Origin of the sequence: Leifsonia xyli subsp. cynodontis DSM 46306 (assembly GCF_000470775.1) — a bacterium.
In the GTDB taxonomy this organism is placed as follows: Bacteria; Actinomycetota; Actinomycetes; order Actinomycetales; family Microbacteriaceae; genus Leifsonia; species Leifsonia cynodontis.
In genome coordinates this window covers 1,822,203-1,848,861 of sequence record NC_022438.1, presented here as the reverse complement: position 1 = coordinate 1,848,861, position 26,659 = coordinate 1,822,203, and the positions used below count along the sequence as shown (strand labels likewise).

21 protein-coding genes and 5 pseudogenes are annotated in these 26,659 nt (G+C 67.3%); 13 read left to right on the top strand and 13 right to left on the bottom strand.

Annotated elements, in window-relative coordinates; translation table 11 throughout:
• The first annotated feature begins 172 nt into the window (after positions 1–172).
• Complete coding sequence (locus tag O159_RS14100; RefSeq protein WP_081689947.1) at positions 173–1,756, top strand: cellulase family glycosylhydrolase; 1,584 nt, start codon at positions 173–175, stop codon at positions 1,754–1,756.
• A gap of 383 nt (positions 1,757–2,139) precedes the next feature.
• On the top strand, positions 2,140–2,292 hold the full coding sequence (locus O159_RS16845; protein ID WP_407929750.1) for a ParB family protein: 153 nt from the start codon (positions 2,140–2,142) through the stop codon (positions 2,290–2,292).
• On the opposite strand, the pseudogene O159_RS08830 reads toward O159_RS16845, so the two are convergent.
• A pseudogene (locus O159_RS08830) lies at positions 2,289–3,287 on the bottom strand (IS481 family transposase). The gene O159_RS16845 and the pseudogene O159_RS08830 overlap by 4 nt on opposite strands.
• 123 nt (positions 3,288–3,410) lie before the next feature.
• Between O159_RS08830 and O159_RS08825 the strand changes: the two are divergent.
• Positions 3,411–4,294, top strand: a pseudogene (locus tag O159_RS08825) (M48 family metalloprotease).
• 139 nt (positions 4,295–4,433) lie between these two features.
• Here the strand turns inward: O159_RS08825 and O159_RS08820 are convergent.
• Both O159_RS08820 and O159_RS08815 read right to left on the bottom strand, forming a co-directional pair.
• Positions 4,434–5,645 carry a winged helix-turn-helix domain-containing protein gene (locus O159_RS08820; RefSeq protein ID WP_021755444.1) on the bottom strand — a complete coding sequence of 404 codons (1,212 nt, stop codon included), beginning with the start codon at positions 5,643–5,645 and terminating at the stop codon, positions 4,434–4,436.
• A gap of 9 nt (positions 5,646–5,654) precedes the next feature.
• Complete coding sequence (locus O159_RS08815; RefSeq protein WP_144267624.1) at positions 5,655–6,995, bottom strand: peptidoglycan glycosyltransferase FtsW; 1,341 nt, start codon at positions 6,993–6,995, stop codon at positions 5,655–5,657.
• 236 nt (positions 6,996–7,231) lie between these two features.
• Here O159_RS08815 and O159_RS08810 point away from each other — a divergent pair, with 236 nt between their 5' ends.
• Together O159_RS08810 and ilvA are read left to right on the top strand one after the other, a co-directional pair.
• On the top strand, positions 7,232–8,473 hold the full coding sequence (locus tag O159_RS08810) for an AI-2E family transporter (RefSeq protein ID WP_021755442.1): 1,242 nt from the start codon (positions 7,232–7,234) through the stop codon (positions 8,471–8,473).
• A 44-nt stretch (positions 8,474–8,517) separates the two neighbouring features.
• On the top strand, positions 8,518–9,777 hold the full coding sequence (gene ilvA / locus O159_RS08805; RefSeq protein WP_043993663.1) for a threonine ammonia-lyase: 1,260 nt from the start codon (positions 8,518–8,520) through the stop codon (positions 9,775–9,777).
• A 71-nt stretch (positions 9,778–9,848) separates the two neighbouring features.
• Here ilvA and greA read toward each other — a convergent pair whose 3' ends face one another.
• Both greA and O159_RS08795 read right to left on the bottom strand, forming a co-directional pair.
• Entirely contained in the window at positions 9,849–10,340 is a 492-nt protein-coding gene (gene greA, locus O159_RS08800) for a transcription elongation factor GreA (protein WP_021755440.1), read from the bottom strand.
• Positions 10,341–10,447: 107 nt separating this feature from the next.
• On the bottom strand, positions 10,448–10,957 hold the full coding sequence (locus O159_RS08795) for a DUF4307 domain-containing protein (RefSeq protein WP_081689856.1): 510 nt from the start codon (positions 10,955–10,957) through the stop codon (positions 10,448–10,450).
• Positions 10,958–11,086: 129 nt separating this feature from the next.
• Here O159_RS08795 and O159_RS08790 point away from each other — a divergent pair, with 129 nt between their 5' ends.
• Entirely contained in the window at positions 11,087–11,350 is a 264-nt protein-coding gene (locus O159_RS08790; protein ID WP_021755438.1) for a hypothetical protein, read from the top strand.
• A 13-nt stretch (positions 11,351–11,363) separates the two neighbouring features.
• On the opposite strand, the gene trhA is transcribed toward O159_RS08790, so the two are convergent.
• Complete coding sequence (trhA, locus tag O159_RS08785) at positions 11,364–12,167, bottom strand: PAQR family membrane homeostasis protein TrhA (protein WP_021755437.1); 804 nt, start codon at positions 12,165–12,167, stop codon at positions 11,364–11,366.
• Between the two features lie 72 nt (positions 12,168–12,239).
• Here trhA and O159_RS08780 point away from each other — a divergent pair, with 72 nt between their 5' ends.
• From O159_RS08780 to O159_RS08760, 5 genes and pseudogenes are all read left to right on the top strand, one after another.
• Positions 12,240–13,034, top strand: coding sequence for an isoprenyl transferase (locus O159_RS08780; protein ID WP_043993662.1), 795 nt, complete (start codon positions 12,240–12,242; stop codon positions 13,032–13,034).
• A 69-nt stretch (positions 13,035–13,103) separates the two neighbouring features.
• On the top strand, positions 13,104–14,225 hold the full coding sequence (locus O159_RS08775) for an aminotransferase class V-fold PLP-dependent enzyme (protein WP_021755435.1): 1,122 nt from the start codon (positions 13,104–13,106) through the stop codon (positions 14,223–14,225).
• Between the two features lie 262 nt (positions 14,226–14,487).
• On the top strand, positions 14,488–15,786 hold the full coding sequence (locus O159_RS08770; RefSeq protein ID WP_043994202.1) for a PhoH family protein: 1,299 nt from the start codon (positions 14,488–14,490) through the stop codon (positions 15,784–15,786).
• A gap of 208 nt (positions 15,787–15,994) precedes the next feature.
• A pseudogene (locus tag O159_RS14095) lies at positions 15,995–16,853 on the top strand (IS5 family transposase).
• A gap of 22 nt (positions 16,854–16,875) precedes the next feature.
• Positions 16,876–17,874 (top strand): annotated as a pseudogene (locus O159_RS08760) (IS481 family transposase).
• A 681-nt stretch (positions 17,875–18,555) separates the two neighbouring features.
• Here O159_RS08760 and O159_RS08755 read toward each other — a convergent pair.
• From O159_RS08755 to xseA, 5 genes are read right to left on the bottom strand one after another with little or no spacing between them, the layout of a single operon-like run.
• Complete coding sequence (locus O159_RS08755) at positions 18,556–19,962, bottom strand: class II fumarate hydratase (protein ID WP_081689855.1); 1,407 nt, start codon at positions 19,960–19,962, stop codon at positions 18,556–18,558.
• 38 nt (positions 19,963–20,000) lie between these two features.
• Positions 20,001–20,669, bottom strand: coding sequence for a carbonic anhydrase (locus tag O159_RS08750; protein WP_021755431.1), 669 nt, complete (start codon positions 20,667–20,669; stop codon positions 20,001–20,003).
• Positions 20,669–21,325, bottom strand: coding sequence for a DUF4245 domain-containing protein (locus tag O159_RS08745; RefSeq protein ID WP_021755430.1), 657 nt, complete (start codon positions 21,323–21,325; stop codon positions 20,669–20,671). The genes O159_RS08750 and O159_RS08745 overlap by 1 nt, the downstream gene beginning before the upstream one ends.
• Positions 21,322–21,582 (bottom strand): exodeoxyribonuclease VII small subunit, encoded by a 261-nt coding sequence (locus O159_RS08740; protein WP_021755429.1) that lies wholly within the window; start codon positions 21,580–21,582, stop codon positions 21,322–21,324. Before O159_RS08740 ends, O159_RS08745 begins: the two co-directional genes overlap by 4 nt.
• 1 nt (position 21,583) lies before the next feature.
• The gene (gene xseA, locus O159_RS08735; RefSeq protein WP_021755428.1) at positions 21,584–22,876 is read right to left on the bottom strand and encodes an exodeoxyribonuclease VII large subunit; all 1,293 of its coding nucleotides are present in this window, start codon (positions 22,874–22,876) and stop codon (positions 21,584–21,586) included.
• A 76-nt stretch (positions 22,877–22,952) separates the two neighbouring features.
• On the opposite strand from xseA, the gene O159_RS08730 reads away from it, so the two are divergent.
• Complete coding sequence (locus tag O159_RS08730) at positions 22,953–23,996, top strand: 4-hydroxy-3-methylbut-2-enyl diphosphate reductase (RefSeq protein WP_043994196.1); 1,044 nt, start codon at positions 22,953–22,955, stop codon at positions 23,994–23,996.
• A 116-nt stretch (positions 23,997–24,112) separates the two neighbouring features.
• Here the strand turns inward: O159_RS08730 and O159_RS15035 are convergent, their stop codons facing one another.
• Positions 24,113–25,351 (bottom strand): MFS transporter, encoded by a 1,239-nt coding sequence (locus O159_RS15035; protein WP_169725678.1) that lies wholly within the window; start codon positions 25,349–25,351, stop codon positions 24,113–24,115.
• A gap of 195 nt (positions 25,352–25,546) precedes the next feature.
• On the opposite strand from O159_RS15035, the gene O159_RS15030 reads away from it, so the two are divergent.
• Positions 25,547–25,951 (top strand): hypothetical protein, encoded by a 405-nt coding sequence (locus O159_RS15030; RefSeq protein WP_043993660.1) that lies wholly within the window; start codon positions 25,547–25,549, stop codon positions 25,949–25,951.
• On the opposite strand, the pseudogene O159_RS16840 reads toward O159_RS15030, so the two are convergent.
• Positions 25,898–26,074: pseudogene (locus tag O159_RS16840) on the bottom strand (hypothetical protein); the annotation flags it as partial. The gene O159_RS15030 and the pseudogene O159_RS16840 sit on opposite strands and share 54 nt — an antisense overlap.
• Between the last annotated feature and the right edge of the window lie 585 nt (positions 26,075–26,659).

Here is a 26,659-nt window from a genome sequence, read left to right as displayed (position 1 = left end):
TGCTTCTCGGGTTTTTGCGCGCCCGACCTCAGTTCAGGAGTCGCACTCAGATCTCGTAGCAAAAAGTTCCATAAAAACATTATTAAGAAAATACATTATTAAGAAAATCCCGGTTTTAGAGAAATATTGAGAATGTTTTAGATAAATTGAGAATAGGGTAAAAGAATACAAAATGAATTTTTTGAGAAGATTCGCAGCGAGTGCGGCTTTCCCTATTGCCTTGCTGAGCATTATTCTCGCAGTCAGCCCTGCAACTGGTGCTGACGCACGTCCCTTTGCATCGTCGGAAAAGCATTCTGAATATGGATGGCTTCATACCTCTGGCTCACGAATCCTTACCGAATCCGACGCACCCTATGTAATTAGGGGTATTGCATGGTTTGGTATGGAAACTTCAGCCTGCGCTCCGCATGGTTTGTGGACTATCTCGCTGGATGAGGGAATGAGAAAAATAGCCCAGCTTGGGTTTAATACCGTACGAATTCCTTACTCAAATGAATGTTTATCTGGATACAATACTAGTACTATTAATGGGAATATAAATCCTGACCTTGTCAATTTAACTCCGCTGCAGCTTTTGGATCGCGTTGTCGATGCTGCTCACAAGGCTCGACTCGGTGTCTTTCTTGACCGTCATCGGCCAGAATCTGCCGCCCAGTCACCACTCTGGTACACATCCAAAATTTCTGAGGGAAGATGGATTGCGGACTGGGGGGCACTTGCCGCCCGTTACCGAGAAAACCGCACTGTGATTGGTGTTGACTTGCATAACGAACCACATCAGCCTGCTTGTTGGGGGTGCGGAGACCCAGCTGTGGACTGGCGTTTGGCCGCAACCCGGGCCGGAAATGCGGTACTTGCGGTAAACCCAAATCTGTTGGTGATTGTTGAGGGTATGGAGTGGGGAGGAGAATTAACAGGCGTCGCATCCGCACAAGTTGCCCTTAACGTGTCAAACCGTGTGGTTTATTCGCCGCATGATTATCCTCAGGAAGTTGCCGACCACTCATGGTTTCACGACCCAACATACCCTGGAAACCTTAAGAAAGTATGGAGTTCTCGGTGGGGATATATAGCCGCTCAAGGAATTGCCCCGGTTCTCCTTGGGGAATTCGGAACAGATCTTCAAACGCAGAGTGATCGCCTTTGGTTTAAGGAAATTGTTGACTATTTAAAAGAGACAGGTATGAGTTTCTCATTCTGGTGCTTTAATCCTAACAGTCTCGACACTGGCGGTATTGTCAAGTCCGATTGGCGAACCCCCGAACAGGAGAAGGTTGATATTTTGGGCCCAATTTTAACACCTCAGCCTGAGCCCGGTGGAAGCGCGCCCGGTGGAAGCGCGCCCGGTGGAAGCGCGCCCGGTGGAAGCGCGCCCGGTGGAAGCGCGCCCGGTGGAAGCGCGCCCGGTGGAAGCCTCACTGTGAAGTGGTCATTGCAGGGCGCATGGAACGCCGGGTATGTCGCTGAGTTGCAGCTCACTGCAGATCGGCCCGTATCTGGGTGGTCTGTTTCATGGGAATCCCCGAAAGCTGTTGCGGTTAGCAATAGTTGGGGAATGACATGCGGGATTTCAGAAAATCGGATTATCTGTTCCGGGAAAGACTGGGCGACGAATTTGCAACCAGGGCAGACAGTACGAGTCGGTCTTCAGGTAGCGGCAAAATACGCTCCTGCTCTTCCCCTCATGTCCGTTAACACGGATGTTCATAGAATTATTCAAAATAAAGTCCTTTTTGGGTACTTGCCATCATAAAATTATGTGAGGGTTAGTACGAAACAGGTGAGGCGACTTCTGGTTCGGAAACTCGCTAAACTTTCTGTTTCGCGTTCCTCTTTTCATTCTCCTGTTTTGTGCGGTTTCAAGCGGAGTCCCTGCAATTTCAGTCTCGCCATCGAGCCCGGTCGCGGCACTGCGCAGAGCGCGCGCCGGAGCCGGTGCGCGCGACCAGCTCGACGAGCGACAAGACGAAGTGCCGAGTTATCCGATGTTTTTTATGGCTGAGCTGCGTGCAGCGAAACGCCGCAATGCGGACCCCGATCGAAGCCGAGGACGCGTACTACGCTGGCCTCGAATCAGCCCAGCCGGCACCTGCCGGACAAAGCCCCCAATAGGAACGAAAATCAGGCCGAACGAAGATGTCATTCTATCAACACCCGGAGGACACCGCGCGAGTGCCCGGCGCGACCCTTAACACCATAACCACCGAAGGCGCACGGTCGCTGTCCCAGTTCATGCCGTCAGGCCGTTTCAACCTGTCAGAAACAGTCGAGGGCGTCGACTCGCTCTAGGTGTGTTTCTCAGGGACGTTGGTCAATCTGCTGATGGGTGGCTGGCTGCCGATGGCGGTGTGGGGCCTGTGGTGATTGTAGGAGTGCAGCCAGGCCGGGAGTGCGTTGCGGCGGGCTGATTCGGAGTTGTAGTGCCGGGCGTATGCCCAGCCGTCGGCGAGGGTGCGGTGGAAGCGTTCGATCTTGCCGTTCGTCTGCGGATGGTAGGGCCGGGTGCGTTTCGGTTGGATGCTGAGCTCGGCGCAAGCGTCGCGCCAGGCGTATGAGCGGTATGCGGAGCCGTTGTCGGAGAGCACCTGTTCGACGGTGACGCCACGGCTGGCGAACCAGCCGACCGCTCGACGCAGAACAGCGATTGCAGTGGCGGCGGTTTCGTCGTCGTGGATCTCGGCGTAAGCGACACGGGAGTGATCGTCGATGACGGTATGAACGAACGCTGTGCCGGTGATCATGTCGCCGGTGATCCCGTGTTTCCCGGTCCGCTTCGCGGTGATGGCCTTGTTCCGCTCTCCCTGGAGACGTCCGATGTAGCGCCAGCCGCCACCGTCGGGGATGTTGCCGAGTTTCTTGATGTCGACGTGGATCATCGATCCGGGATGCTCGTGCTCGTAGCGGCGGGGGGGGTTGCCGGGGCGGGCGTCGACGTGGCTGGGCCGATTGATCCGGCACCGGGAGAGGACCGTGTGAACGGTCGAGGCGGGCATGCCGAGCTGGGCGCCGATACCGACTGGTCCCAGCCGCTTCTTCCACCGCAGATGCACGACCTTGCGGACCAGTCTTCGCGGGGTCTTGTTCGGGCTGTGATGCGGCCGTGACGAACGGTCCAGCATTCCCGCCTCGCCCATCTCCACGTAACGACGAGCCCATCGGTCCGCGGTGCGTCAGGACACTCGGAAGTAGGTCGCCGCCGCAGCAACGGACCAGCCGTCGTCGACGACTTGGCGGGCCAGGCGGAGGCATTCGCGAGGAGTCAAAGCAGCATTAGCGTGGGTCACGAGGACCTCCTAAGTCATCGAGTGCAGGGAAACTAGACAGCCCCACTCTCGACCGGGAGGTCCTCACCCATCTATCGCGTCACACCTCAACCAACTGCCCTGAGCAGCACACCTAGAGCGGCGATGTACAGGGCGATCGCCAGGAACAAGCGCAACACCGTCTTCACGATTCTGCTGTTCCTGGTTCTCATCGGTGCGCTCGGCTGGCTGGGCGCTTACCTCTACCGCAGCTGGACGATCCTGATCGTCGTGCTGGCGGGGGCAACGCTGTACGCCGTCTTCCAGTACTATCTGGCCTCCGGCCAGGCCCTCAGCATGTCGGGTGCAGTGCCGATCGCCAAGGCCGACAATCCACGCCTCTGGAACATCGTGGAGAATCTCGCGATCACGACCGGCACCCTGATGCCCGCGGTGTACATCGTCGACGACCCCGCCCCGAACGCCTTCGCGACCGGGCGCGATCCGCAGCACGCCTCGGTCGCGGCCACCACCGGACTGCTCGACATCATGACGGATGCGGAGCTCGAGGGCGTCATGGCGCACGAACTCGGTCATGTCCGCAACTACGACATCCGGCTCTCGATGATCGTCTTCGGGCTCACGGTCGCCATCGGCTTCATCGCGGACATGCTCTTGCGGATGGCGTTCTTCGGCGGCGGCAACCGCAACAACAACGGCGGAGGCGGCGGCAACCCCGTCGTGCTCGTGTTCGGGCTCATCGCCGCGATCGTCGCCCCGCTCGTGCAGCTCGCTGTCTCCCGCCAGCGCGAGTACCTCGCCGACGCGACCGGCGCCATGACCACCCGCCACCCGGACGCGCTTGCGAGCGCCCTGTGCTCAAGCTGGAGTCCCACGGCGGCCGCCCCATGCGCCGCCAGAACAGCAGTATGGCTCACCTGTGGATCGCGGAGCCCCTCAGGCCCAGCCTGATGAGCCGCCTCTTCTCCACCCATCCGCCTATCCCGGACCGTGTCGAACGCCTCGAGAGGATGGGCGCCGGCTTCTGAGCTTGCCCGGTGTGGAGTGGCGGAAAGGGCGGACATCCCCGCTTCCCCGCCCTCGATCTCCTCCCTTCCCGGCGCTTCGTGGTCCCCCATCCCGCGATATCCTCCCTTTCTGACACGAACCACGAGGGGGCAGGCGCGCTCAGCGCCTGACCGCGCTCGCGAGTGCCGGGGCGAGATCGCCGCGAGCCCCGGCCGCGACCTCCACACCGTCGAGCCCCTGCCACATCGCGGTCGTGGCGAGCAGCGGCACCAGGCGTTCCACGATCCCGTCGGGTCCGCCCACCTCCGTCCAGGCCGACTGCACCCGCAGGATGCCGTTCTGCCGGTCGCTTTTCAGGTCCACCCGGCCGACCAGCGCATCGTCCAGCAGCAGGGGCAGCGAGTAGTAGCCGTAGACCCGCTTCGGCGCGGGGGTGTAGATCTCGATGCGGTAGTGGAAGCCGAACATCCGCAGCGCCCGGTCGCGGTGCCAGACGACGGGGTCGAAGGGCGACAGCAGAGCGGCCGTCTCGATGCGGCGCGGGCGGCGGGCGTCGCGGTGAATCCAGGCGGGGAGCGGTCTGCCGTTGCCTTCCCAGCCCGGGACGCGCACAGGGAGCAGCTCGCCGGACTCTTCCAGGTCGCGGATCGCCGCGCGTGCCGGGGCGGTGCGGATGCGATAGTAGTCCGCGAAGTCTTTCACCGTGCCGACACCGTGCGCGACGGCCGAGCGGCGGATCAGCTCGCGCACCGCGTCCTCCTCGCTGACGCTGCGCTCCAGGACGCTCGCGGGCAGCACCTCTTCCACCAGCGCATAGCGCCGCTGGAACCGGGTGCGGCCGGCGATCGCCACCTCGCCCATCAAGAACAGCGTTTCGAGTGCCCGTTTGACCGCCGACCAGCCCCACCACGGGCCCGTGCGCGTGTTCGCGTCGTGCTCGATCTCGTTCGCCGCCAGCGGCCCGCTGGCGGCGAGTTCCCGCCGCAGCCAGTCCACCGTTTCGCGGTTGCTGTCGAACCAGCCGCCCGCCTTCCCGTACCGGCCGCGGTTGAACCGCATCCGCCACTCGAACAGCGGCCAGTCCTCTTTGCGGATGAACGCGGCTTCGTGCGCCCAGTATTCGGTGTGCGGTCCGCGCGCGTCGAATGTCAGGCGGTCGAGCAGGCCGCGGTCGTAGGCGCCGAGCCGCGCGAAAGCGGGCAGGTAGTGGCTGCGCTCGAACACGTTCACCGAGTCGATCTGCAGCAGATTGATGCGGTCGATGAGCGCGTTGAGCTGCCGTGTGCCGACGGTGGCGGGACGGGGGCGCCCGAAGCCCTGAGCGGCGAGCGCGATGCGGCGGGCCGCGGCGGGGGAGAGGAGATCGGCCACGGGACGACCCTAGCCGTCCCCTCCGACACCCGCTGTCCGCCGAATGCGTACATCCCGCTGCCGGACGGGTGACGCAGACACGCTCGTGCGCCGGCGCGCTCGCCTACCGGGTTTCGGCGGGTTCCCCTCTGCGGGGGCGCTGGCGGCCGGAGCGGGGGCGGAGTCCGCCTGCACGAAGGAGAGCACCACGCCGATCGCCGTCAGAGACGAGATCAGCGCTGTGCCGCCCGCCGAGATGAACGGCAGCGGCACCCCGAGCGTCGGGAGGAGGCCGAGCACGACCCCGACGTTGACGAACGCCTGGAAGATCAGCCAGACGAGCACCGTGGCGGTCGTCACGCGCGCCGTCGCATCCGGTGCTGTGCGGACGATGCGCAGGAGCAGCACCGCCAGCAGCACGAACAGCAGCAGCACCACGCACGCGCCGATGAGGCCGAGCTCCTCGCCGATCACGGCGAAGATGAAGTCGGTGTCCGCCGACGGCAGCCACGACCACTTGGCGTGCGAGTTGCCGAGCCCGACACCCCAGACGCTGCCCGAGGCCAGCGCGTAGTGTGCGTTGTCGAGCTGCCAGTTCACATCCGGGTTCACCGCGCTGGTCCCGCCGAAGAAGGCCGACAGGCGACCGCGCCGGGTCGCGCTCGAGAGGGCGATCAGTATGGCCGCGAAAGCGCCGACGCCCATCACCGCGCCGAGGTGCTTCATCCGCACCCCCGCGAAAAAGGCCGCCCCGATCGTGAACACGGCCATCACGACGGTTGTGCCGAGGTCGCCGCCGGCCATCACGAGGAGGAGGGAGGGGGCGGCGACCGGGAGGATGCGCCGGGCGAGGGTCCGCCAGTTCTTCAGCTCGTCCTGGTCCCTCCCCAGAGCGAAGCCGAGCCAGACCACGAGCCCGAGCTTGATGCCTTCCGACGGCTGACCGGTGAGCGGCCCGATCCGGACCCAGTTCGTGTTGTCGCCGATCTGCACTCCGAGCGGTGTGGTCAGCGCGAGCAGCTGGAGGAGGCAGGAGACGAGGAGCACCGCCATCGCCGCGCGCCGGGTCCAGAGCCGCGGAAGGCGGGAGACGGCCAGCATGACCACGACCCCGACGGCCGCGTACGCGCCCTGCGATCCGAAGCGCGCGAAGAAGCCGAGCCCGTCTGTGTACGACTCGACCGCCGATGCCGAGAGCACCATCAGCAGTCCGAACACCACGAGGAAGAGCACCGTCGCGCTCAGGACGACGCCGATCGCGGACGGACGGCGGATGCCGCCGCGCAACCGGACCAGGAGACGGCGCGGCCCGCCCGCGGCGGACGCTGTGGCAGACACGGCGGCGACAGGGGCGGTGGAGGATGTGGACACGATGGGTCTCTGGGCTGCGGACGGGGGCACTCCCGACCTTAGCGGGTATGCTCCTGCTTCCGGCGGGTGCTCTCCGGCGGGCCGGGCCTCCGTCCGGATCGAGCCGGATCGGCTCGCGCGTCTCGGTCCGGCTCTCCGCGGGGCCGATCCCCGATGCTGGGGGAGGGCTGTGAAACGACCGGCCCGGGATGAGAGCGCCCTGAAGAAGCGGAGCCGGCCGTTTTAGACTGATCGGCATGGCTGACAGCGACACCCCGCCTTCCGGTCCGGTTCCGCCGGGCCGCGGGCGCCTCCTGCGCCGCCGGCGTGCCCCCGGCGCTTCCGGGGAGACGGATCGGGTAGCCGGAGCGATCGACGACGCTCTGCCGCGCGGTGTGCGTCTCGCCGGTGCGTGGTCGTGGCGTCTGCTCGTCATCGGCGCGGTCATCGCGGTCGCGGTCTTCCTCATCGTGCAGCTGCGGCTGATCGTCATCCCGGTGCTCATCGCGGTCCTGCTCGGCGCGCTACTCGTCCCGTTCAAGGATCTGCTGGTCCGTCACCGCTGGCCCGGCTGGCTGGCGATCCTCACGACCCTGCTTACGCTCATCGTCGTGGTCGGTGGACTGCTCTCCCTGGCGGTCTGGCAGATCACCCGGCAGAGCCACGATCTGCAGAAGCAGTCCGTCGCGGCCTACGATGGCTTCCGCGCCTGGTTGACCACCGGGCCGCTCGGGCTCAGCGAATCGCAGATCACCAGTGGTCTCGACACGCTGTGGAACTCCCTCCAGCAGGACAGCCAGGTCTTCGTCTCCGGCGCCCTCTCCCTCGGATCGACCCTCGGGCATGTGCTCGCCGGCGTCCTGCTGACGTTGTTCAGCGTCCTGTTCATCCTGATCGACGGCAAGGGGATCTGGGGATGGATCGTGCGCATCTTCCCGAAGAACGCCCGCGGCGCGATCGACAGCGCGGGCCGTGCCGGCTGGACGACCCTCCGGAACTTCGCGAAGGTGCAGATCCTCGTCGCGTCGATCGACGCGCTCGGGATCGGGCTCGGCGCCTTCTTCTTGGGGCTTCCCCTGGTCATTCCGATCGCGGTGCTGGTGTTCCTGGGGTCGTTCATCCCGATCGTCGGCGCGGTCGTGACGGGTGCGCTCGCGGTGTTCGTGGCGCTCGTCTTCAAAGGCTGGGTCTTCGCGGTCATCATGCTCGCCGTCGTGCTGCTGGTCCAGCAGATCGAGGGACACGTCCTCCAGCCGCTCATCATGGGCACGGCTGTGAAGGTCCACCCGCTCGCCGTGGTGCTGGCCGTCGCCGCGGGGTCACTGCTCGCCGGCATCCCCGGCGCCCTGTTCGCCGTTCCGTTGGTGGCCGTGCTCAATGTGATGGTGAACCACATCTCCAGCGGCGCCGGGCGCAGAACGCCGCAGCCGGGCTCCGCCCCGCCGTCCGGCGTCATCTGGGAGACTGTGCCGCGTGCCGCGCACCGCCCCCGCAGCTGAACCGTATTCGCCCTCGGGAATATCTCTGTGACTATGCTTTGCGAGTGGCTACCGTGACCGATCCCACGCGCACCCCGTTCGCCGGCCTCGGCCTGGCCGCCTTCGAGGCCGCGCGGGCGATTGTGGCGACGGTGGCTCAGCCGACCCCGCTGGAGAGCTCCCGCTATCTCGCGGACGTGCTCGGTGTACCCGTCCTACTGAAGTGCGAGAACCTGCAGCGCACCGGCTCCTACAAGATCCGCGGCGCCTACAACCGCATGTCGAAGCTCACCGCCGAGGAGCGCGCCCGCGGGGTCGTCGCCGCCTCCGCGGGGAACCACGCACAGGGTGTGGCCTTCGCCGCCCGGGAGCTCGGAATCCACGCCACGATCTTCATGCCGGTCGGTGTGGCCATCCCCAAGTTCCAGGCGACGCGGGCGTACGGCGCCGATGTGGTCCTGAGCGGCAGCATCGTGGACGAGACGCTGCGCGCGGCGGCGGACTTCGCGGCCGAGACCGGCGCTGTGCTCATCCCGCCGTTCGACCACGCGGACGTGGTGGCCGGTCAGGGCACGCTCGGCCTCGAGATCCTCGACGAGGTCCCGGATGTGAGCACGATCGTCGTCCCGATCGGCGGCGGCGGACTCATCTCCGGTATCGCCAGCGCGGTCAAGCAGCGTTCCGCACGCGAGGGCCGCACGGTGCGTGTGATCGGCGTGCAGGCCGCCAACGCCGCCGCCTACCCGCCCTCGCTCGAAGCCGGCGCCCCCACCGAGATCTCCCTCGTCGCGACCATCGCCGACGGCATCGCTGTCAGCCGCCCGGGCGCGCTCAACTTCCAGATCATCCGGGACACGGTGGATGCCGTGGTCACGGTCACCGAAGACGATATCGCCCGAGCCCTCCTCGTTCTCCTCGAACGCGCGAAGCTCGTGGTCGAACCCGCCGGGGCCGCAGCCGTCGCCGCCATCCTCGCCGGGCACATCCCCGCCGACGGCACGACTGTCGTCATCCTCTCCGGCGGCAACATCGACCCGTTGCTGATGCAGCGTGTGATCAGCCACGGTCTCGCCGCCTCGGACCGGTACCTCAAGCTGTCGATCATGCTGCCCGACCGGCCGGGCCAGCTGGCTCGCATCGCCGAGATCCTCGCGGGCGTCAACGCGAACGTGGTCGAAGTGCTGCACACCCGGCATGGCCGCGGGCTGCAGCTCAGTCAGGTCGAGCTCGATGTCTCCGTGGAGACCCGCGGCTCCGAGCACCGTCAGCAGGTCATCTCCGCTCTCCGCTCCGCAGGGTACGATCCTGTCCTCGAAGAGGACTGAAACGCGACCGCCGAGCACACCGGTCGGTGTGCTCGGCGGTTCGGTTCCGTTCGTGCGAGTCGAAGTGGGCGCTACTGGCCCGTGTAGGTTTCGACCTTGGTGATCCGGACGGCGATCTGGCGGCCGTTGGGGGCGGTGTACTCCGTCGTGTCGCCGATCTTCAGGCCCAGGATGGCGGCGCCGAGCGGGCTTTGTTCGCTGTAGACGGGAAGCTCCGTGCCGGTCGCGATCTCGCGGTTGCCGATCAGGAAGACGCTTTCGTCGCCGGCGATGGTCGCGGTGATCACCGTTCCCGGCTCCACGATGCCGTGGCTCTCCGGCGCTGCGCCCACGGTCGCGCTGCGCAGCAGGGCGGTCAGCTGCACGATGCGGGCCTCGATCTTGCCCTGCTCGTCCTTGGCCGCGTGATAACCGCCGTTCTCTTTGAGGTCGCCCTCCTCGCGAGCCGCCTCGATCCGCTTCGCGATCTCAGTGCGGCCGTTGACGCTGAGCTCTTCGAGTTCGGCCGCGAGGCGATCGTACGCATCCTGGGTCAGAAACGTGGTCTGAGACTCCTGGGACATGGTGAACTCCTTCGCGCCTGCGGCAGCGCCGCCGGCAGATGGCCCGGTCAGGGACCGGTGGGTAAAAGTCGACGCCCCGGCCTCGGCCGGGGCGCACCACGACAAGGCTAGGTCAGCCAGCAGGTGTTAATCAAACCCGTCGTGCTCTGTTGCGTCGTCCGGATGCTCTCGCGATGCGTGGTCACGCGCGAGTCCGAACCGGGATAGCTGACGATCCGCCAGCCGACGATCGCGAAGTCCTCGTTGAGAGCTTGCAGCGCGCAGGTCACAGCCGTGCCTTTCGGCGTGTTGATGGTGAAGGTGATGTCGACGTGCCGGGCGTCGGGGATGGTGAAGGCCGTGTCGGTGAACTGCAGATCGGCCTGGTTCTTGTCCCAGCCGGCCCAGAGCACCCAGGCGGTGACGACCGCGAGCATGGCCGCGGCGCCCGCGCCGAGCAGCCAGCGGTCCCGGCGCTTCGCCGAAAGGGTGCGGCCGTAGCGGGAGGCGAGCCCGGCGGACTCGGGCGCGGCGGGGGCCGCAGCGGCGACGTCGTCGGGATGCGCGGCCTCCGTCAGCGGTGCTTTCCTGGTCCGGCCGTCCTCCGCGGCCGGGACGCTCTGGTCGTCGTGCGCCATCTGTGTCCCGTCCGCCTTTCGGTCGCCGCCCACGCCCGTCGCCGGTGCGACGATAGGCTGGGACAACACTAGGAGACGAAGCTGTGAAGGCCGCGTCGTCCCCATCCGAGCCGAAAGCGACGTTCCGCCATGTCCGATCTCCTGCTGCGCGCATCCGCGTGGCTCGCGGCCACCCCCACGCCGGCCCCCAGCGGCGGTCCGGTCGGTGACCAGGTGACCCCGGGCGTCGTCGGGTTCGTGGTCACGTTCCTGATCGCCGTCGCGGCCGTGCTCCTCATCCTGGACATGACCCGCCGCATCCGGCGCGTGCGCTACCGCGAGGAGATCGCGCAGAAGCTCGACGCCGAGCAAGCGGCGTCCACCGGCGACGACACCGGCGACCGCCGCAGCTGAGCGCCGCCTCGCCTCAGCCGTTGTAGGCGGGATGCATCGCGATGAGCAGCGTCGCCGCCCAGTGGCAGAGGAAGGCCAGCACCGTCAGGGTGTGGAAGATCTCGTGGAACCCGAACACCCCCGGGAAGGGGTTCGGGCGCTTGACGCCGTAGATGACCGCGCCCACGGTGTAGAGGACCCCGCCCACCATCACGAGCACCATCATCGCGACATTCGCGTGTACCAGGTCGACGATGTACATCATCGCCGCCCAGCCGAGCAGCAGGTAGATCGGGACGTACAGCCAGCGCGGCGCTGAGATCCAGAACACCCGGAACCCGATCCCGAGGAGCGCGCCCGCCCACACGATCGAGAGCAGGAGCACGCCCTCCTCCGGCGGCAGTGCGAGCACCGCCAGCGGCGTGTACGTGCCTGCGATCAGCAGGAAGATGTTGGCGTGGTCGATGCGCTTCAGGACGATCTTGGTGCGCGGCTTCCAGCTGAAGCGGTGGTAGAGCGCTGAGTTTCCGAACAGCAGCATCGACGTCAGCATGAAGACGGCGGCGGCCCACTTCGCGGGTGCGCCCTGCGCGAGGCTGATGAGCACGATGCCCGCCGCGATGGCCACCGGGAAGGTGCCCGCATGTATCCAGCCGCGCCACGTCGGCTTGATCTCCGAGGGATGGGCCGGGGAGGCATCCAGCAGCGGGATCTTGGGGAGGGCCGGACCGCGCAGCTCATCGGCTTTCACCGCCCCGTCTGCGGGCGGAAGGGCGGTCGCCGGCTCCGCCAGGAACTCGGCGACATCCTCGGGTTCGGAAGCGTTGCGCGGCGTCATGGACCAAATGTAGGCGAGGCGGGTGGTGGGATGCTGTGAACTCCGGGCTGCGCGCCGCGCTAACGTATCGGAGTGAGCAGAAGAAGTTCCCCCTTGGCCAGCGGACTGCTCTATGGGCTGTACCAGAAAGGCGTTCGCCGCGAACTCGCGGCGCTCGGCGTCGAAGCGCTCCCGAAGCATGTCGCGATGATCATCGACGGCAACCGCCGCTGGGCACGTCAGGCCGGTCTCACCACTGTCGCGCACGGACACCGTGCCGGCGCCGCCAAAATGCGCGAGTTCCTGAAGTGGTGCGACGATCTCGGCATCGCCGTCGTCACGCTCTACCTCCTCTCCTCGGACAACCTCATCAACCGCGAGAGCGCCGAGCTGTCAGACCTCATCGACATCATCGCGGAGCTCGCCGACGACCTCTCCCGCTACCGCGACTGGCGTGTCAAGCACGTCGGCTCCACCGCCGGGCTGCCCGATCCGCTTGTCGCCGCGCTCACCGGCGCCGAGGACCGTACTGCGGCGAACGAGGGGATGCACATCAACCTCGCCGTCGGCTACGGCGGCCGCAAGGAGATCACCGACGCTCTCCGCAGCATCGTCGCCGCGCACCAGGCCGAGGGCGGAAGTCTGGAGTCCCTGGCCGACCTGCTGACACCGGACCTCGTCGGCGCCCACCTCTACACCGGGGGGCAGCCGGACCCGGACCTCGTCATCCGCACCTCCGGAGAGCAGCGCCTCAGCGATTTCATGCTCTGGCAGAGCGCCCACAGCGAGTTCTACTTCGTCGAAGCGCTCGGCCCCGATCTCCGCGAAGTCGACTTCCTCCGCGCCGTCCGCGATTACTCCCGCCGGCAGCGCCGCTTCGGCTTCTGATCCGCAGCCGCCGAAGGGGATTCGCGTGCGCGGCGCGTGAAGCGGCAGGATGGTCCCCGGAGGTGCGGGATGACGACGATCGAGGAGTTCGCGCGCGGGTTCGGCGAGGAGCCGGGATACCTCGACTACGGCCGGGTCGGCCCGCTGTCGGTGGCGGTGCGGGCGGAGGCGATCGGGCAGTGCGAGCTCCTTTCGCGGGCGCGGTTCGGCACGATCGAGACGATGGCGGCGGAGGGTGCGCGTCTCCGGCGAACCGTGAGCGCGCTGACGCGGTTCCCCGCCGATCAGATCTCCTTCCAGCCGAACGCCTCCAGCGGACTCATGCACGCCGCGTTCGGCCTCACCGGCGGTGAGGTGCTGGTCTCGCGCGCAGAGTTCCCGAGCGTCACCTACGCGGCGGTCCGTGCGGCGCAGGCGATGCGCGTCATCGCGCCGGTCTGGCTCCAGACCGACAACGGCCGCGTCACGCCCGCGCGTATCCGCGAGCAGCTCACGCCGGCCACGAGCGCGGTCATGGTCAGCCTGGTGGACTCGCGCACCGGCTATCTGGCCGACATCGACGGCATCCGGCAGGTCATCGGCGACCGGCTGCTGATCGTCGACGCCATCCAGGGTTTCGGTGTGGTCGACGCCCCCTATGAGGTCGCCGATGTCGTCGTCGCCGGCGGGCAGAAGTGGATGCGGTCCGGTTGGGGCACGGGGTTCCTCGCCCTCAGCGAGCGCGCGATCGGACACTTGACCCCGGTCTTCAGCGGCTGGGTCGGCACCGACGCCGACGGCCAGACCTGGGACGAGGTACTCGACCCGGCGCGGGCCGCGCGGGCGTACGCCGTCTCCAACCCGGACCTCGTCGCCCAGGCGCGGTTCGCCGCCGGCGTCGAGGAGGTCGCTGCGGTCGGCGTCCCGGCGATCTCGGCTGCCGTGTCGGCTGCCGCCGAGCGGGTCATCGCGCTCGCGGACGAGTTCGCCGTGCCCGTCTCCTCGCCGCGGAACCCCGCGGAACGCGCCGGAATCGTCGTGCTGGAGCCGCTGCCCGAGGAGCTCACCGCTCTGACCGCCGCCCTCTTCAACCACGGCATCACCGCGACGGTCCGTGAGACGAACGCGCGGATCAGCGTCCACGCAGGCACGACCGAGGAGACCTTCGACATGGTGCGCGCCGCGCTCGTCTCCTACGTCTCCGCGGTGTGAGTCGCCGGTTCCCGCAACGGGGCTGGAATTAACCGGCCCGTAACGCAACACACACCCGAGCCACACACCGATCGGCGCCGAGTCGGCGTAGTTTCGTGTCATCGGGCATGGCGCCCGGTCGAGACGGCCACACCGTTCGTTTCGAAACCCACTGGCCGACTCGCCATAAGGATCCGCCGGCTCTCGCGAGAGCGGGGCGGCGGGGGCGGGAGTGGTCGTGGCTGAAGCAGGAACCCGGCAGTTCGAGTCGGCGGGAAACGCCATCCAGCAGAGCGAGCGGACTTATATCCTCGACACCTCTGTGCTGTTGTCCGACCCCAAGGCGATCTTCCGGTTCGCCGAACACGCTGTCGTCATCCCGGTCGTTGTCGTGGGCGAGCTGGAAGGCAAACGGAACGATCCCGAGATTGGGTACTTCGCGCGGCAAGCGCTGCGCAACCTGGACGATCTGCGCGTCCAGCACGAGCGGCTGGACTTCCCGATCCCGGTCGGGGAGGGCGGCTCGCTGCGGGTCGAGCTGAACCATTCCACGATGTCGGTGCTCCCGAGCGGGATGCAGCTGGGCGACAACGACTCGCGCATCCTCGCTGTGGCGCTCAACCTCGCGAACGACGGCCTTGCGGTCACCGTCGTCTCCAAGGACCTCCCGATGCGCGTCAAAGCCGCCTCGATCGGCCTCGTCGCCGAGGAGTACCGCCATGAGCAGGTCGTCGACTCCGGGTGGACCGGTCTCGCGGCGATTTCGCTCGGCAGCGACCAGATGAGCGCTCTCTACGAGGAGGAGTGGATGCGCACTCCGCTGGTCGACGGACTCCCCCTCAACACGGGGCTCATCATCCACTCCGACCGCGGCTCGGCCCTCGGCCGCGTCGTGAACGAGGGCGAGCTGAAACTTGTGCGCGGCGACAGGGATGTGTTCGGCCTCCACGGCCGCAGCGCCGAGCAGCGCCTCGCGATCGACCTGCTCCTCGACCCGGAGGTGGGCATCCTCTCGCTCGGCGGCCGGGCCGGCACCGGAAAATCGGCGCTCGCGCTGTGCGCGGGGCTGGAAGCGGTGCTCGAGCGGCAGCAGCACAAGAAGATCGTCGTGTTCCGCCCGCTGTACGCGGTCGGCGGACAGGAGCTCGGGTATCTGCCGGGCGACCAGGGCGAGAAGATGAACCCCTGGGGCCAGGCGGTGTTCGACACGCTCGGGGCGCTCGTCTCAAGGAATGTGCTCGAGGAAGTGCAGGATCGCGGCATCCTCGAGGTGCTGCCGCTGACGCACATCCGGGGCCGCTCGCTTCACGACTCCTTCGTGATCGTGGACGAGGCGCAATCGCTGGAACGGAACGTGCTGCTCACCGTGCTCAGCCGGATCGGGCAGAACTCCCGTGTGGTGTTGACGCACGATGTTGCCCAGCGCGACAACCTGAGGGTCGGCCGTCACGACGGCGTCGCCTCGGTGATCGAGACGCTGAAGGGCCACGCGCTGTTCGGGCACATCACGCTGACGCGGTCGGAGCGGTCGGCCATCGCGGCCCTCGTGACCGAGATGCTGGAGGCGAACGAGCTGGCTTGAGGAACTCGTCCTGTGGACGATCAGGACGAACCGGTATTTTCTGTGGATTCCTGATCCCGAGCTTCGCCTTCCCTAGGTGTGCTGCCCAGGGACGTTGGTTGAGGTGTGACGCGATAGATGGGTGAGGACCTCCCGGTCGAGAGTGGGGCTGTCTAGTTCCCTGCACTCGATGACTTAGAGGTGGTTTCAGTAGTCGGCGTGGCGGTGGTTGTTGTGGCTGGTTAGCGGGGATGCTGGTCGAGTGTCGACGCTTGCTGAGGATCGGTTCATTACGGATATGTTGTGGGAGCGGCTGGAGCCGTTGATTCCGCCTCGGCCGCCTGTGGTCAATGGGCGGGCTGGGCAGCCTCGGGTTCCTGACCGGAAGGTGTTCGCTGGGATCGTGTTCGTGCTGCTGACGGGGATCCCGTGGAGAAGCTCCCGCCCGAGTTGGGGTATGGGTCCGGGGTCACTTGTTGGCGGCGTCTGCGTGAATGGTCCGAAGCGGGCGCGTGGGATGCACTGCGGAAGATCATGCTCGACGAACTCGGCCAGGCTGGCATGATCGACTGGTCAAGAACCTGCCTGGACTCCGTAAGTGTCCGGGCGAAAAGGGGGGCGATCTCACTGGACCTAACCCCACGGATCGTGGGAAACGGGGCACCAAGTACCATGTCCTGACCGACCGCAACGGACTCCCGCTGCATGTGGAGATCTCCGGCGCCAACCGACACGACTCCATGCTCGTGGAACCTGTGTTAGACAACATCACCGCGATCAAGGGCGTCGGCCGCGGTCGGCCCAGACGCCGCCCGGTTATCTTCCACGCCGATAAGGCTTACGACAACCGCCGCGTCCGCTGTTACCTGCGTTGTCGTGGGATCAAGGCACGCATCGCACGAATCGGAGTCGACTCCAAACAGTGACTGGGTAAACACTGTTGGGTAGTCGAACGCACCATGGCCTGGATCCTCGCCTTCCGGAAACTCGCCACTCGCTACGACCGCACCGCCTCAACGATCACGGCGCTCGTCGCTCTAGCAATCGCGATCACCAGCGCCCGCAAACTCACCAAAAACGACTACTGAAACCATCTCTTAGGAGGTCCTCGTGACCCACGCTAATGCTGCTTTGACTCCTCGCGAATGCCTCCGCCTGGCCCGCCAAGTCGTCGACGACGGCTGGTCCGTTGCTGCGGCGGCGACCTACTTCCGAGTGTCCTGACGCACCGCGGACCGATGGGCTCGTCGTTACGTGGAGATGGGCGAGGCGGGAATGCTGGACCGTTCGTCACGGCCGCATCACAGCCCGAACAAGACCCCGCGAAGACTGGTCCGCAAGGTCGTGCATCTGCGGTGGAAGAAGCGGCTGGGACCAGTCGGTATCGGCGCCCAGCTCGGCATGCCCGCCTCGACCGTTCACACGGTCCTCTCCCGGTGCCGGATCAATCGGCTCAGCCACGTCGACGTCCGCACCGGCGAACCCGCCCGCCGCTACGAGCACGAGCATCCCGGATCGATGATCCACGTCGACATCAAGAAACTCGGCAACATCCCCGACGGTGGCGGCTGGCGCTACGTCGGACGTCTCCAGGGAGAGCGGAACAAGGCCATCACCGCGAAGCGGACCGGGAAACACGGGATCACCGGCGACATGATCACCGGCACAGCGTTCGTTCATACCGTCATCGACGATCACTCCCGTGTCGCTTACGCCGAGATCCACGACGACGAAACCGCCGCCACTGCAATCGCTGTTCTGCGTCGAGCGGTCGGCTGGTTCGCCAGCCGTGGCGTCACCGTCGAACAGGTGCTCTCCGACAACGGCTCCGCATACCGCTCATACGCCTGGCGCGACGCTTGCGCCGAGCTCAGCATCCAACCGAAACGCACCCGGCCCTACCATCCGCAGACGAACGGCAAGATCGAACGCTTCCACCGCACCCTCGCCGACGGCTGGGCATACGCCCGGCACTACAACCCCGAATCAGCCCGCCGCAACGCACTCCCGGCCTGGCTGCACTCCTACAATCACCACAGGCCCCACACCGCCATCGGCAGCCAGCCACCCATCAGCAGATTGACCAACGTCCCTGAGAAACACACCTAGCCTGAGGGCATGGGGAAGAAAAAGGTCCGCATCGCCGCCGCAGCCGCGCTCGGCGTCCCGCTCCTCTTGGTGCGCGACGCCGGGCCGGCCGCGGTCGGAAGCCTCTATCTGGCCGCGGTGACCGTTCCGCTGGTGGTGGCGGACGTGCGGGAGCGACGGCTCCCGAACGCGCTCGTCCTGCCCGGCTACGGCTTCCTCGTCGTGGGGGTCGTGTGGGACGGGTTGGCGCGGGGGAGCCCGCCGTGGGGGCCGCTCGCCCTCGCGGCCGGGGTGCTCGCGCTGGTGGGGGCGCTGGCGCTCGGGGGCGGGATCGGCATGGGGGACGCGAAGCTCGCCGGGCTGCTGGTGGGGGCGCTGACAGCGCTCGTGGGGGTGGGGGAGCCCGGCGCCGTTCTCGTCTGGGGGATTCACAGCAGGCACGGCCGGAGCGGCAGCGCTGTGGAGCGGCCAGGAGAGCCGCGGTGGGACGGGTGGGGATGTCGCTCTGGGGCCGGTGCTGCTGGGGGCTTTCTGGGCGGTGGCAGCCATGTGGTGAGAGGACAGAGCGAGGATCACAGGGCCGAGCCCGGGAGGGGGCGGTGTGGGGAGAAGGCCGGGTGCCCTCCCGCGGTGTGCGGAAGGGCGCCCGGCAATCGGCGGAGTCGCAGTGCGGCCGGCGGCCGTTCTCCCGGTCCGTGTCTCTCAGCCCGGGCGGGTCATGCTCAGCACGTCGAGCGCCTTGTCGAGCTGCTCCTCCGTCACCTCGCCGCGTTCGACGAAGCCGAGAGCGATCACGGCCTCCCGAACGGTCATCCCCTGGGCGACGGAGTGCTTGGCGACCGTGGCGGCGGCCTCGTAGCCGATCACGCGGTTCAGCGGGGTCACGATGGACGGGCTGGACTCGGCGAACGCGCGAGCCCGGGCGAGGTTCGCTTCGAGACCGGCGACGGTCTTGTCGGCGAGCACTCGGCTGGCCTGGGTGAGGAGGCGGATGGACTCGAGCAGGGCGGTGCCCATCACCGGGATGGCGACGTTCAGCTCGAAGAGGCCGGAGGCGCCGCTCCAGGCGATCGTCGCGTCGTTGCCGATGACGCGGGCGGCGACCATGAGGACAGCTTCTGGGACGACCGGGTTGACCTTGCCGGGCATGATCGACGATCCGGGCTGGAGGTCCGGGATGTGCAGTTCGCCGAGGCCGGTGTTGGGGCCGGAGCCCATCCACCGGAGGTCGTTGCAGACCTTGGTCAGGCTGACGGCGATGGTGCGGAGCGCGCCGGAGACCTCGACCAGGGCGTCGCGGTTGGCCTGGGCCTCGAAGTGGTTGCGGGCCTCGGTGATCGGCAGCTCCGTCTCCTGGGTGAGGAGCTCGATCACCAGCTGCGGGAAGCCGGGCGGAGTGTTGATGCCGGTGCCGACCGCGGTGCCGCCGAGGGGGACTTCGGCGACCCGGGTCAGCGCCGCCCGGACACGCTCGATGCCGTAGCGGATCTGGGCGGCGTAGCCGCCGAACTCCTGCCCGAGGGTCACCGGCGTGGCGTCCATCAAGTGGGTGCGGCCGCTCTTGACAGCTGTGGCCCACAGCTCGGCCTTCTCCTCCAGCGCGACCGCCAGGTGGTCGAGGGCCGGGATGAGCTCGTCGATCAGCGCGCCGGTGACAGCGATGTGGACGGAGGTCGGGAAGACGTCGTTCGAGGACTGCGAAGCGTTGACGTGGTCGTTCGGATGCACCGGGCGGCCCAGGCGGCGTGTGGCGAGGGTCGCGAGCACCTCGTTCATGTTCATGTTGGAGGAGGTGCCCGAGCCGGTCTGGTAGACGTCGATCGGGAACTCGCCGAACAGCCCGCCGGCGACGACCTCGTCGGCGGAGGCCGCGATGGCCTCCGCGATCTCGGTGTCGATGACGCCGAGACGGGCGTTCGCGAGAGCCGCGGACTTCTTGATGCGGGCGAGCGCCGCGATCTGGGCGGGCTCCAGCACGGAGCCGGAGATCGGGAAGTTCTCGACCGCTCGCTGCGTCTGTGCGCTGTACAGGGCGGCTGCGGGCACCCGCACCTCGCCCATCGTGTCGTGCTCGATGCGGTACTCGGTGCCCGAACTGCTGTCCACCACGGTGTGCTCTTCCTTACTGTGCGTGTTGTGAGCGCCGCTCAGGCGGCGCTCGGGGAGTCGGCGGCCGGAGCGGCCAGACCGACGACGATGTCGGGGACGACCCGACCTTGCTGGAGCCGGTAGTTGGCCCCGACGATGGCGAGGAGATTGGCGGCGACGGCGTCGCTGATGATCTCCGAGCGGGCCAGCAGCTCGCTCACTGTGTCGCGCAGGTGCTCGCGGCCGACCTCGGAGGCGTCCACCTGCGCGGGGTCGATAGCGGCGTCCATCGCGGTGTTCGTCACGCGGTGAACGGCCGGGAGGATCGGGGCGATGAGCGAGGCGATGTGCGGGGGAAGCGGTTCGGCGCCGGCCGCCTGCGAAGCGATGGCTGAGGCGACGGCGCCGCAGGCGTTGTGGCCGAGCACGAGGATGAGCGGCACCTTCAGCACGGCGACCGCGTACTCCAGCGAGCCGACCACCGAGTCCGAGATCACCTGGCCGGCGTTGCGCACGACGAACGCGTCGCCGAGGCCGAGGTCGAAGATGATCTCGGCGGCGAGACGGGAGTCGGCGCAGCCGAAGATCGCGGCGATGGGCGCCTGGTCCTGGGCGACGGATTCGCGGCGTTCGACATCCTGGCGCGGATGACGGGGCGTGCCGGCGACGAAGCGCTCGTTGCCTCGCAGCAGCTCGTTCCAGATGCGTCCCGGACGGTTCGTGGGCATCACACGCCTCCCAGCGATCGGATCTGTCCGGCCAGCGCGGCGGCGACCGTCTGGAACTCGGCGTCGCCGGCGGTCCCGAAGACGACGATGGAACTCTTTCCTGCTGTCGTCGTCAGGGCGTAGGCGACGTTGCCGGCGTCCGCGCCGGACGTGCGGTTGTCGTACACGTCCCAGCGCACGCCGTCGATGTCCCGGGTCTCGGTGATCCGGCCGCGGTTCACCTGGCCGGCCACCCAGCTCTCATTCGCCTCGAAGCCCTGGGCGACACCGATGAACTGGCCTTTCGGCGTGAGCAGGCCGATATACCAGGAGTCGACGCCGTCGGCGGTCTTGGTGCGCAACTGCGCGCTGTTGGATGTCCAGGACTCCGGCAGCTCCGGAACCAGCAGCGGGTCCGGCTCGCTGCCCTGCGCCTGCTGCGCGACGGCGGCGAAGTCGACGTCGTGGGTGGATGCGGTGGGGGCGCCCCGCGGGACGGCCAGCACGATCACGATCACCAGCGCGACGGTCGCGATGAGCGAGTACACGAGGTTGTTGACGGTCTGCCGGTTGCGGTGGTTGGCCGAGTTCTGCGCCTTGCGGGCCGCCGTCTCCTCCGGCGTCTCCGGGCGGCCGAGCTCGGCGACGACCGCCGGGGGCTTGTTTCGGGGGCTCATGCGCTGTCCGCGGCTCCCCTGCTGTCCGCCGCGACCGCGCTCTCTGCGGCCCCGGCGCGTGCGGCGTCGAGCCGGGCCTTCGCACCGATCAGCCACTCCTCGCAGCGCCGGGCCAGAGCTTCGCCGCGCTCCCAGAGCGCGATGGACTCCTCGAGGGTCGCGGAGCCCTGCTCCAGCTCGGTGACGACGCGCACGAGTTCGTCGCGCGCCTCCTCGTAGCCGAGCGCGCTGATATCGGAGAGGGGCATGGCATCCATTCTATTTCCCCCGCGGGGCGGCCGCTGAGCCGTTCGTCGCCCCCTGCGCCGGCGAGGGGAGCGCCTTCCCGGCGGTCGCGGCCAGGGCGCCGCCGGAGACGGTGATCCGCAGTTCCGTTCCCGCCGGCGCCTCCTCCGGCGCCGCGACGACACGGCCCGCCGCATTCTGCACGATCGCGTACCCGCGCTCCAGCGTCGCTTGCGGGCTCAGCGCGCGCAGCTGTCCGCCGAGCTCGGCCACCCGGGCGGCCTCGTGGTCGACGCAGCGCTGCACGAGTTCGGCTCCGCGGGCCACGAAGCGCGTCAGATCCTCGGCGCGGGAATCCACGATCCAGGACCCGGAGGCGAGGGCGGGGCGGCTCCTGAGGTTCCCGATGCGGTCGATCTCGTGCCGGATGATGTGCGTGAGCCGCGTCCCGATCCGGGCGCGGGCCTGGTGGACCCGGACGAGCTCTTCGGCGACGTCCGGGACGACCCGTTTGGCGGCGTCGGTGGGAGTGGACGCGCGCAGATCGGCCACCTCGTCGAGCAATGGCCGGTCGGCCTCATGACCGATGGCGCTGACCAGCGGCGTGCTGAGGCCGGCCGCCGCGCGGACCAGGGACTCGTCGCTGAAACCGAGGAGGTTTTGGAAGTCGCCGCCGCCGCGGGCGACGACGATGACCTCGACCTCGGGGTCGGCGTCCAGCTCCCGGAGGGCCGCTGTCACCTCCGGGACCGTCCGGTCGCCCTGAACGGCGGCGTACACGGTGCGGAAGCGCACCTGCGGCCAGCGCAGCTGGGCGTTGCGAAGCACATCCTTCTCGGCGTCCGAGTCCTTCCCGGTGACGAGCCCGATGGTGTGCGGGAGGAACGGGAGGCGCTTCTTGCGCTCGGGGCGGAAGAGCCCCTCCGCGCGCAGTTGCGCGCGCAGCCGCTCCAGCCGCTCGAGGAGGTCGCCGAGGCCGACGTGGCGCATATCGGAGACCTGCATAGTGAGCGTCCCGCCCTTGAGCCAGTAGTTCGGCTTGACCGCGGCGATCACGCGGTCGCCCTGACCCAGATCGGCGGGGATGCGAGCTTTGACGGAGGACCAGATCGTGAAACCGACGGTGGCGTCCTCGTTCAGATCCTTCAGCTTGCCGTAGACGTTGCCCCCGGAGACGCCCCACTGGGTGATCTCGCCCTCGACCCACGCGGTGCCCAGTCGCTCGATCCAGCCGCGGATCTTCGATGCCAGCAGCGCGACCGGCCACGGATCGTCGAGAGTGGGAGGTCCGGGGGTCATCCGGGGCGCGCTCGCCGTCTCCGTCACTCGCGTTCCTCTCATCCGTTCCTCAGCGCTCGCCGCGTACGATCGAAGGGTGAGCGACGCGACCATCAGCCTCCCCATGCCCCGCATCCCCCTCCGGCGGGAAGCGGGTGCGCGCGGCCGGCTTCAGGATATCCCGGTCCGGGGACAGAAGCGGGTCTTGCTGGCCGCCCCCCGTGGCTACTGCGCCGGTGTGGACCGCGCGGTCATCGCCGTCGAGAAGGCGCTCGAACGCTACGGAGCGCCGGTTTACGTGCGCAAGCAGATCGTCCACAACATCCATGTCGTCTCCGAACTGGAGCAGCAGGGCGCGATCTTCGTGGACGAGGTGGACGAGGTTCCGGAGGGCGCGCACGTCGTGTTCTCGGCTCACGGTGTCTCGCCCGCGGTCGTCGCCGCTGCTGCGGACCGAGGGCTGCGCGCGATCGACGCGACGTGCCCGCTGGTGACCAAGGTGCATCGCGAGGCTGTCCGGTTCGCGCGTGACGACTTCGAGATCCTCCTGATCGGCCACGAGGGCCACGAGGAGGTCGAGGGCACCGCGGGCCACGCCCCCGAGCGCGTCACCCTTGTGAACAGCCCGGACGAGGTCGACACGATCGAGGTCGAGGACCCCGACAGGGTCGTCTGGCTCTCTCAGACCACCCTCTCGGTGGACGAGACGATGGAGACCGTGCGCCGCCTGCGAGAACGCTTCACGAACCTGCACAACCCGCCCAGCGACGACATCTGCTACGCCACCCAGAACCGCCAGGTCGCGATCAAGAAAGTCGCCCAGAGCGCCGATCTCGTCATTGTCGTCGGTTCGGCCAACTCCTCCAACTCCGTGCGCCTCGTGGAGGTCGCTCTGGAGTACGGCGCGAAGGCGGCCTATCGTGTGGACTACGCGAGCGAGATCCGCCAGGAGTGGCTCGACGGCGTCGAGACCGTCGGGGTGACCAGCGGCGCGTCGGTGCCGGAGGTACTGGTGCAGGAGGTGCTCGCCGACCTCGCGGGCGCCGGCTACGCCGATGTGCAGGAGGTCAAGACAGCGGAGGAAGACCTGATGTTCTCGCTGCCGAAGGAGCTGCGGAAGGACCTTGCGGGTAAGCCGGACGGGCGGGCGCTGGGCGGGCGGCGCTGAGGCGTTGCGCTGCGAGGGGCGCTGGAAAAGGAGGCGTTGAGGGACGGCATGCCGCTTGGCAGCAGGAAAAAAGAGGAGAACGAGGGTCTTCTTTGCCGGATTCTCCTCTGTTTCCATCATCTCTCTCGGGGAGCAGGAGGGGTGTTCGTGCCCGGTCGCGCCGTCTCCGGCGAGCCTGCTGCGCCGACTCGGGCGATGTCGAGCCCGAGCGCCGCGAGTGCGATCGTCACGCCCACGGCGACGAGCGCGACCAGCGCCGGATACCCGGCCAACCCGGCCATGAGCCCGCCGAGCACGCTGGCGGCCCCGGCGCCGACCGTGAGAAGTGTGTCGGCGAAGCCCTGCGTTCGCAGCCGCCCGTCGGCAGGACCGGAGGCGAGCGCCGCCGAACTGGCGATCATCCCCAGCGACCAGCCGAGCCCCAGAACCGTGAGACCGATGCCGAACCCGACCGGTGAGCTGAGGCCGATCCCGAGCACCGCGCAGGAGCTCAGCGTCGACGCCAGTGCGATCGCCGAGGCGGCGCGAGGGCCGATCGCTCTTACGACGGCGCTGAAGACCGGGCTGGCGACATACATCCCCACGAGATGCGCGCTCATGATTGCGCCGATCCCTTCTGCGCTGACACCGGCGTCGTCGAGGAAGATCGGAGCCAAGCCCATGAGCGCGGTCATCGCCATATGGCCCGATGTCGAGACGGTGATCGCGACCCGGGCGGCGAGCGGCCTGCGCTGCCCGACAGAGCACACAGGCGTCTGTCGCTGCGCCGCGACCGTCGGCGAGCCGGGTGGCGGCAGGCGGGCCAGCGACACGACCAGGACCGACAGACCGTAGAGCGAGGCGATGAGAAGGAACGGCCCGGAGGAGAGCCCGCTTCGCGTGGAGAACGCCGTGAGCGGCGGGCCGATGAGACTCCCGATGCTGGCCGTCCACAGGATCAGCGCGATGTAGCGCGGCCGTTTGGCGGGGTCCGGAGCGAGGTCGGCGGCGGCGAAGCGAAGCGCCAGCCCGGCTACGGTGCCGCTTCCCGCTCCGGCCATCCCCAGGAGGAAGACGGCCAGCGCACCCACGGCCGCGCCGAGAGCCGCGAGGGCGCTGCCGGCGGAGGCGACCGTGTACGCGAATCGCAGCGATGCCGAGCGGTCCCGACGGGTGGCGAACCGCGAGACGGGGAAGGCCAGCGCTCCCGCCCCCACGATGGTCGCGCTCTGGGCGAGGCCCGCGAAAGTCGGCGATCCCAACATGTTCGTCACGGTGAGCGCGCTCGCGGTGAGCGAGATGCCGGCGGCGGCCGTCCCCAGCGTCTGGGCGACCGCCAACGCGGCGAGCGACGCTCGACCCGGCTTTGATGTCACCGGCGTCTCGTGTAATAGAACGGGGCTTCGTCCCCCTGGAGGAAGACGGCCGTGTATTCCTCGAAGTCCTGGTAAATGGCTGCTTCGTACTGTGTGACGATGCCGCCGTCGGGCTCTTCGACGGCGACGCCGTGCCAGGGGGGAGATGAGCGTCCGCGGGTCGGCCATGCGGGGGGAATACTGTCCTGGCTTCGGGTGGACTGTGCCGCGGATTGCATCGAAGAAATACGACCCGATGAGGTTTACCTTCCGGAGCTTGTCCATCAAGACGGCGTACTCAAACGCGGTCCGTTCGGCGCGGAACTGCATGACGGCGTCAGCCTCGGCGAAGAATCGTTCGAGGTCGATTTCTCGGTGCTTCCCACTCTTGTAGAGCTCGATCAGGGAGGCGGAGATCGCTGTAGTCTCTGTTCCTTGGCGCAGCGCTCGGATGAGATCGTCCTTTTGGGCGATCCGGCCCGATTCCCAAGCGACAGCGATCTCGTGCCGGGTTTGGGCATCCACCGCGTCGAGGTCCCGTTTCCGAGCCGTCATCAGGTCCTGCATGTCGACAGTGCGGATCTGGCCTCGGGCGCCGAGCAGCTCGATCTGTGCCTCTAGATTGCTGCCGCAGGGGAGAGCCTCATCGTCGCTGTAGCCGTAAAACGGACGATAGGCGCGTTCGTCGAGGATGAGAGTGAAGAGCACGCCCGGTGTGTAGGTCTGGCGGACGGCGTCTGAGATGTTCTTGAGGCGTTGCAGTGCATAGAGCTCTCCCCAGGTCGGGGCTTACCCGGCGGTGGGCGGCAGGGTTGTGTGGGCGCCCCGCGAACGAGGGGATGACGATCTCGATCGGTGACCCGGATCGCAACGCCCTCTGAATCTTCCCGAGCGCTTCTCCCGAGGGATGGAGAGCGTTCTCGGCGGGACCTTTTCGAAACTCGGGCCGGTTCAGGATCTCGAGAATAGCGGAGGCGCCGTACCCTCGGGCGGAGGCGGATCCGCTCAGTCCATGACGATGCTGGAACAGGTCCACGTCGAAGCGAGGGAGTGTCCGAGAGTCAATCGGTCGCCATCGCCGTGCGGCGTCCAAGACGCTTCCAGGGGTCTGTTTTCCAGCCGACTGGCGTGTACGAGACGTGTGCGAAATCGGTGTCCGACAAGGGTGGCGACGCTGCCAGGTCTGTCATTCTTCTTCCGATCTTCCGCCCTATCAAGGTCTCTAAGAAATCTAGAACGAAGACTTTCAAAAAATGAATTTTGTGTTTCGTGAGATGACGGACGCGGTGCTGGAGCAACGGCTTGCCCGGACGCCGGACGAGGGGGGCA

Bases quoted from the DNA above. Each gene is read 5' to 3' on its own strand.
- O159_RS14100 (WP_081689947.1), top strand. From the start codon at position 173: ATGAATTTTTTGAGAAGATTCGCAGCGAGTGCGGCTTTCCCTATTGCC.
- O159_RS16845 (WP_407929750.1), top strand. From the start codon at position 2,140: ATGTCATTCTATCAACACCCGGAGGACACCGCGCGAGTGCCCGGCGCG.
- O159_RS08810 (WP_021755442.1), top strand. From the start codon at position 7,232: ATGGCTGACAGCGACACCCCGCCTTCCGGTCCGGTTCCGCCGGGCCGC.
- greA (WP_021755440.1), bottom strand. From the start codon at position 10,340: ATGTCCCAGGAGTCTCAGACCACGTTTCTGACCCAGGATGCGTACGAT.
- O159_RS08795 (WP_081689856.1), bottom strand. From the start codon at position 10,957: ATGGCGCACGACGACCAGAGCGTCCCGGCCGCGGAGGACGGCCGGACC.
- O159_RS08790 (WP_021755438.1), top strand. From the start codon at position 11,087: ATGTCCGATCTCCTGCTGCGCGCATCCGCGTGGCTCGCGGCCACCCCC.
- trhA (WP_021755437.1), bottom strand. From the start codon at position 12,167: ATGACGCCGCGCAACGCTTCCGAACCCGAGGATGTCGCCGAGTTCCTG.
- O159_RS08775 (WP_021755435.1), top strand. From the start codon at position 13,104: ATGACGACGATCGAGGAGTTCGCGCGCGGGTTCGGCGAGGAGCCGGGA.
- O159_RS08750 (WP_021755431.1), bottom strand. From the start codon at position 20,669: ATGCCCACGAACCGTCCGGGACGCATCTGGAACGAGCTGCTGCGAGGC.
- O159_RS08745 (WP_021755430.1), bottom strand. From the start codon at position 21,325: ATGAGCCCCCGAAACAAGCCCCCGGCGGTCGTCGCCGAGCTCGGCCGC.
- O159_RS08740 (WP_021755429.1), bottom strand. From the start codon at position 21,582: ATGGATGCCATGCCCCTCTCCGATATCAGCGCGCTCGGCTACGAGGAG.
- O159_RS08730 (WP_043994196.1), top strand. From the start codon at position 22,953: ATGCCCCGCATCCCCCTCCGGCGGGAAGCGGGTGCGCGCGGCCGGCTT.